This window comes from Paenibacillus forsythiae T98 (assembly GCF_000520735.1).
GTDB lineage: Bacteria > Bacillota > Bacilli > Paenibacillales > Paenibacillaceae > Paenibacillus_AQ > Paenibacillus_AQ forsythiae.
Genome location: NZ_ASSC01000527.1, coordinates 1 through 797, shown reverse-complemented (window position 1 = coordinate 797; position 797 = coordinate 1). Strand labels below are relative to the sequence as shown.

Here is a 797-nt window from a genome sequence, read left to right as displayed (position 1 = left end):
AGCTCGCCTCCTTCTCCATCCAGTCCCGTCATCTGGCGGAGGAAAGTGTGCAGAACTGCCATCTTGCTCCATCCTCCGTTGGCGGCGAACAGTTGATGCGTGAAGCGGTAGGTCCCGAGCATCTGACGTTCAACCCGGTGCGGAGCGCGGGAAACCGGTCAACGCTTCAGCAATTCGGAATGTCGGCGTTCATGTTCGGCGCGGACTCGGACAGCGTGGACGTGGCGGTGACCTTCGATGAGCCGTTCGGCCATACGGGCTATGTGATGGTTGCCATGACCAACCAGCCCTTCTTCTATGCTTCGTTAAAAAGCAGAGGAAGCGCCGATGCGATTATTCAAGTGGTCCGTATGGGCGACACTCAGCATTTCTACGGCGTTCTTTCCTGGATCGCGATCGGAGCGCCTGCGGCGAAGCCCGCTCCCGAGGACCGTCTGTACGATTAAAGTTGCGGTTCTGGGATTGATGAACAAGGTGGTGGATAGCCGGGTCCCCTGATTAAAAAATGGCGAAAAAGCACAGTCGTCTCCTGGCTGTGCTTTTTCTAATGTTGAATGATAACCGGGCCGCCGCAATTTTGAGCGAGCGTAGACGTTGGCCGTTGCCTGAGGCAATCCGTTACATACACTGTGATGAACCCCCGCCCCGGGGAATGCTCTGCAAGGAGGATGAACGAGCATGAAGTCAACAGCAAAGCGCCCCCGCCGATCCCGGCGTCCCCCCACCCGCCGCGCGGCCCGCTCTCATGAAGCTGTGTATAACGGCAATCATCCCGAGCCGCTGGTGTCCGTCATCAT

The 797-nt window shown here is 57.8% G+C and carries 1 protein-coding gene; it reads left to right on the top strand.

Going from position 1 to position 797, the window contains the following annotated elements:
* Positions 1-446, top strand: a 446-nt coding sequence (locus tag L692_RS0116205; protein WP_025701174.1) for a WIAG-tail domain, incomplete at its 5' end; no start/stop codon positions are given.
* Positions 447-797 lie beyond the last annotated feature (351 nt).